This window comes from Ewingella allii (assembly GCF_044430645.1).
In the GTDB taxonomy this organism is placed as follows: Bacteria; Pseudomonadota; Gammaproteobacteria; order Enterobacterales; family Enterobacteriaceae; genus Ewingella; species Ewingella allii.
This window is the reverse complement of the sequence record NZ_JAWUDN010000017.1, coordinates 1-4,373: the sequence shown is the minus strand read 5'-3', so window position 1 is coordinate 4,373 and position 4,373 is coordinate 1. Positions and strand designations below refer to the sequence as shown.

The 4,373-nt window shown below is 47.8% G+C and carries 4 protein-coding genes and 4 tRNA genes; 1 reads left to right on the top strand and 7 read right to left on the bottom strand.

Going from position 1 to position 4,373, the window contains the following annotated elements; genetic code table 11:
* The 5 genes from SBO83_RS21335 to SBO83_RS21315 all read right to left on the bottom strand — a co-directional run.
* The coding region (locus SBO83_RS21335; RefSeq protein ID WP_001978617.1) for a GTP-binding protein at positions 1 to 92 on the bottom strand (92 nt) is incomplete at its 3' end.
* A gap of 110 nt (positions 93 to 202) precedes the next feature.
* Positions 203 to 278, bottom strand: a tRNA-Thr gene (locus tag SBO83_RS21330).
* 7 nt (positions 279 to 285) lie between these two features.
* A tRNA-Gly gene (locus tag SBO83_RS21325) sits at positions 286 to 360 on the bottom strand.
* A 130-nt stretch (positions 361 to 490) separates the two neighbouring features.
* Positions 491 to 575, bottom strand: a tRNA-Tyr gene (locus SBO83_RS21320).
* An 18-nt stretch (positions 576 to 593) separates the two neighbouring features.
* A tRNA-Thr gene (locus SBO83_RS21315) sits at positions 594 to 669 on the bottom strand.
* Between the two features lie 495 nt (positions 670 to 1,164).
* Between SBO83_RS21315 and coaA the strand changes: the two genes are divergently transcribed.
* Entirely contained in the window at positions 1,165 to 2,115 is a 951-nt protein-coding gene (gene coaA / locus SBO83_RS21310) for a type I pantothenate kinase (RefSeq protein WP_396132826.1), read from the top strand.
* A 49-nt stretch (positions 2,116 to 2,164) separates the two neighbouring features.
* Here the strand turns inward: coaA and birA are convergent, their stop codons facing one another.
* Together birA and murB are read right to left on the bottom strand one after the other, a co-directional pair.
* A complete protein-coding gene (gene birA, locus SBO83_RS21305; protein WP_353500569.1) occupies positions 2,165 to 3,124 on the bottom strand; it encodes a bifunctional biotin--[acetyl-CoA-carboxylase] ligase/biotin operon repressor BirA in 960 nt (319 codons plus the stop codon).
* Positions 3,121 to 4,158 carry a UDP-N-acetylmuramate dehydrogenase gene (gene murB, locus SBO83_RS21300; RefSeq protein ID WP_396132827.1) on the bottom strand — a complete coding sequence of 346 codons (1,038 nt, stop codon included), beginning with the start codon at positions 4,156 to 4,158 and terminating at the stop codon, positions 3,121 to 3,123. Before murB ends, birA begins: the two co-directional genes overlap by 4 nt.
* Positions 4,159 to 4,373: the final 215 nt, after the last annotated feature.

Sequence of the window (4,373 nt, the reverse complement as noted above, 5' to 3'; positions counted from 1 at the left end):
GCAGCAGTCAGGGTAGTTTTACCGTGGTCAACGTGGCCGATAGTACCAACGTTAACGTGCGGTTTTGTACGTTCAAACTTTTCTTTAGACATCGATTGTCCCTCTAAGACACGGTTAAATCGGTGGTATCACCACATCAACCAAGCATTTGCTTGATGAATTATTTTACAGAAAGAAAATCAGGAGGGAGAGAATTGGGAAGTGGTGCTGATAGGCAGATTCGAACTGCCGACCTCACCCTTACCAAGGGTGCGCTCTACCAACTGAGCTATATCAGCACATACTTGGAGCGGGCAGTGGGAATCGAACCCACATCATCAGCTTGGAAGGCTGAGGTAATAGCCATTATACGATGCCCGCATCCTGGAACTCGGCTACCTGATTGTTCTGAAGAACGAGAAGACGGGGATAAGGAAATGAGACACTTAACACCTCATCTTCACTTACAAAGCGCTTGGCCTCATAAGTTGCCTTAATGATAAGGCTTGTTTGGTGGTGGGGGAAGGATTCGAACCTTCGAAGTCGATGACGGCAGATTTACAGTCTGCTCCCTTTGGCCGCTCGGGAACCCCACCAGATTTTAAGTACTTGATTGGTGCCGGCACCAAGAGTCGAACTCGGGACCTACTGATTACAAGTCAGTTGCTCTACCAACTGAGCTATGCCGGCATCAAGTGCTGCGCATTCTAGGGAGACTCGGCGGGGGATGCAACAAAAAAATTGCGACTTTTGCTCTATCGGTCATGTTTTATGCAAAAACTGAGGAAAACAGCGTATCCAGCCCCTTTCTCGCCCAAATATTATGCAAAATGAATTTTTTAACTTTTACCGCCTTTTGCTGGCCCTTGCCATCCACAGGCCCGAATCTGCTTGGCTCTGGAAACCCAAGCGGCGCTAATTAGCCGTTATCTCTTTTTAATCTGTATTCAACACAGATATTTCCTTGAGATAACGCAAAGCAGCCTGCCAATCAGGATGCCAAGGTATAAAAATGCGGATTTATGACTTTAGTTAAAAATTTTTAACCCAATCAAAGAATTCGATAAGGTATAAGAAAAATGTCTACGACGAAAATTTAGCTGTCTATAATGGGCAGCTGGTTTACTGTCTGGACTTGGCGTGCGGCGCCTTTCCTGACCTGCGCTAACAGGCAGATTTTAACTTATGAATAAAAGAGACTTATCCTTGGCAACCCCTTATCTACAGTTCGACAGAGCTCAATGGGCAGCCTTACGTGACTCGGTTCCGTTAACACTAAAGGAAGCTGAGATCGCGAAATTAAAAGGCATCAATGAGGATCTATCCTTGGAGGAGGTTGCGCAAATCTATTTGCCGCTTTCACGCCTTCTTAATTTTTACATCAGTTCGAACCTTCGCCGCCAGGCAGTCTTAGAGCAGTTCTTAGGCACAGATGGTCAGAAAATCCCTTATGTCATTGGGATTGCGGGCAGTGTCGCGGTAGGAAAGAGTACGACGGCTCGCGTTCTACAAGCCCTTCTGAGCCGCTGGCCCGAGCATAGGACGGTCGAGTTAATTACCACCGACGGATTCCTGTACCCGAATAAGACGCTGCAAGAACGTGGGATCATGAAGAAGAAAGGCTTCCCGCAATCTTATGATATGCATCAGTTAGTTAACTTTGTGTCAGAGGTTAAGTCCGGCGCCAAGAGCGTTACCGCTCCGGTCTATTCGCACCTGATTTATGATGTGATCCCAGATGGCAACAAAGTCATTGAGCAGCCAGACATTCTTATTTTAGAAGGTCTGAATGTCTTACAAAGCGGGATGGATTACCCACACGATCCCCACCATGTCTTTGTGTCTGACTTCGTCGATTTCTCTATTTACGTCGATGCACCTGCAGACCTATTACAAAGCTGGTATATCAATCGTTTCCTTAAATTCCGTCAGGGTGCTTTTGCCGACCCAGATTCTTATTTCCACCATTATGCGAAGCTGCCAGAGGAAGAGGCAGTGAAGATCGCTACGCAACTGTGGAATGAGATCAACGGTTTGAATTTAAAAGAGAATATCCTCCCAACTCGCGAGCGCGCTAGTCTGATAATGACCAAGAGCGCAAACCACGCGGTGGAGAGTGTTCGATTAAGGAAATGACAAAGGAGGGCAAAAGCCCTCCTTTTTAATGCAATCTAACTTCGACTTGTTACCTACCGCGCAGAGATATCTCGCCACCAATGTATGGCTTAATTACCCCGTCTTGTTCGAGCAGTAATGCACCTTGCTGATCGATACCTCGCTCAATGCCATGAATTTCCTGCTCGCCAATCAATAGCTTAACTGGGCGATCGATAAAATTATCCAGACTGCGCCAGCGGCTAATGAACGGGGCTAACCCATCAATCTCAAACTGGCGCAGTGCCAGACGCAGCTCAGAGAGTAATGTCGCCGTGAGCTGGTTGCGATCGATATTCACGCCAGCTTCTTGCAGATTTATCCAACCTTGATCAATGCTATCGGCAGAAGGCTCACGCATTTTCAAGTTGATGCCGGCGCCAATAACCAGATGCGCCGCATCGCCGGTTTTCCCTGTTAACTCCACTAGAATACCGGCAAGTTTGCGATCTTTAAGGTAGAGATCGTTTGGCCATTTAACGCGAACATCCTCCGCCCCCAACTTTTGCAGCACTTCGGCCATAATGATGCCGATCACCAAACTCAGGCCCATTGCCGCAGCCGGACCTTGTTCCAGCTTCCAATACATAGAGAGGTAAAGATTGGAGCCGAAAGGAGAGAACCATTTTCGCCCTCTTCTTCCACGGCCTGCTTGCTGATACTCCGCCACGCAGGCATCACCAGACGCCAGTGTGGTGATACGATCTAACAGATACTGGTTAGTCGAGTCGATAACAGGCAGCACGCTGACTCGTCCTTCCGGCAGGAAGGAGAGGATCTGCTGCTCGTCGAGCAATTGAATGGGTGCAGGCAGACTGTAGCCCTTACCAGGAACGGTAAAGATATCAACTCCCCAGTCCCTGACCGTCTGTATGTGCTTGTTGATGGCGGCACGGCTCATGCCTAACTCTGTGCCTAACTGCTCGCCAGAGTGGAACTCGCCGTCGGAAAGGATGGAGATAAGGTGGAGAGGTACGGTGATATCTTTCATGAAAGCGCCTCAACAGCGTTGACTTCACCCACTGACGATATAAAGCGAACCTCTGGCTCTAAATACACACCAAAACGCTCTGCGACGGTTTCTCGCACCAGTTTTGCCAAACATTTAATGTCCGCTCCGGTTGCACCGTCTATATTCACCAGCACCAGCGCCTGCTGTTGATGAACACCCGCGCCACCTAAGCTTGTTCCCTTCAGACCAGCCATTTCGACTAACCAACCTGCGGCAAGCTTAACCGTGCCGTCGGCCTGTGGGTAATAAGGCATGGCCGGGTACTGGTTCTTCAGAGCATCAGCGATAAAGGCATCGACAATAGGATTCTTAAAGAAGCTCCCTGCATTCCCTGTCACTTTAGGGTCTGGAAGCTTACTGCGACGCATATGACACACTGAATCGAATATTTGCTGCGGGGTTACGCTGACAGCATCCAGACGGGTTAAATCACCGTAAGTCAGCTTTGGATGCCAATCCTTACTCAACCGTAGCCCCACCGCCACGATAGCAAAACCATCGCGATACCCATGTTTGAAGATGCTTTCACGGTAGCCGAACTGGCATTCGCTGGCATCAATACGGCTAATCTTGCCGGTTGCTAAGTTAAGTAAGTCGACATAATCACAGACGTTTTGCAGCTCAATGCCGTAAGCGCCAATGTTCTGAATAGGCGCCGATCCCACACAGCCAGGGATCAAGGCTAAGTTTTCGAGTCCGGGGATATTCTTCTCTAGCGTTGAAACGACTAACTGGTGCCAATTCTCACCTGCGCCTACATGCAATAACCACTCATGATCATTCTCTTTAATATCAATTCCAAGAATGCGATTCAGAACAATGTCACCACAGAAATCATTTAAAAACAGAACGTTACTGCCTTCGCCCAATAATAAGAATGGCTTGTTCGATTTTTTGGCCTCAAGCCAGGCTGCTGATAATTCCGCGGGCGTCGAAGCCGTTATTACGGCGTTAGCATTAGCGTTGATAGCAAAGGTATTGAAAGCCTTTAAAGATGTACCTTGGATCGGCATAACCAAATTACTCATTCGTTACTCAATTATGCCCAGTTTAACTGATCCAGCGGTTTACGGCTTATAGAGTTTGATTGAGTTTTTAAGATAGGGAGGATCTTTAAGAGAATTAAGGAGGAATGTATGAAGTTTTATTTACCGTGTCCCACATAGCAAAAAACCCCGGCCTTTCGGCTGGGGTTTCTTACTTTATTTGATGCCTGGCAGTTCCCTAC